The organism is Marinobacter flavimaris (assembly GCF_002933295.1).
In the GTDB taxonomy this organism is placed as follows: domain Bacteria; phylum Pseudomonadota; class Gammaproteobacteria; order Pseudomonadales; family Oleiphilaceae; genus Marinobacter; species Marinobacter flavimaris.
The window spans coordinates 1-680 of the sequence record NZ_PSSW01000046.1; the positions used below are offsets into that span (position 1 = coordinate 1).

General features: G+C 50.0%; 2 tRNA genes. Both read right to left on the reverse strand.

Features of this window, described 5'->3' with window-relative positions:
• Window positions 1-364 precede the first annotated feature (364 nt).
• Window positions 365-440, reverse strand: a tRNA-Ala gene (locus tag MDHKLMBL_RS20675).
• A 122-nt stretch (window positions 441-562) separates the two neighbouring features.
• A tRNA-Ile gene (locus MDHKLMBL_RS20680) sits at window positions 563-639 on the reverse strand.
• Window positions 640-680: the final 41 nt, after the last annotated feature.

Consider the following 680-nt stretch of genomic DNA (forward strand, 5'->3'; position numbering starts at 1 on the left):
GCATCCACCGTATGCGCTTAGTTGCTTGACTATATAACCCCAAGACAACTGATCACGAATCCACACCCATCACCAGGCAAGCCTGATTCAGAGGTTTCTTCGAGACAGCCACTTGAAGCAATACAACAACCACTTCAACGACAACACCGGATAACGCTTGAAATCGTTATCACTCTGATCAATGAATTCCGGAGATAATGGAATTCATCAATCGTGTTCTATCTCGTCCAATTTGTTAAAGAGCAAATCTGACCCAGTGATCAGAAAGAAGGGCTTCGAACTTTTTCATCAAGTTGAAACACTTGTTTCTGCACACTGCTAACCGGAGTTAGTCAGTTATGTAAGCATCGATCGTTCAGGCTTTTGGTGGAGCCAGGCGGGATCGAACCGCCGACCTCCTGCGTGCAAGGCAGGCGCTCTCCCAGCTGAGCTATGGCCCCTCGATCTTCCACACAAGCCAGGTCGTTTAACCTTAGCTATAGAATTGTGTGGATCTAGGCGCTTGCAAGCGTAGCGTGCGAGTCGCACGTGAGCTTGGAAGCAACGACGAGCCACGCAATTCTGGTGGGTCTGGGTGGACTTGAACCACCGACCTCACCCTTATCAGGGGTGCGCTCTAACCACCTGAGCTACAGACCCAAAAACACGGGCCTGCAACGACCCATCTGCTCTCTTTATTC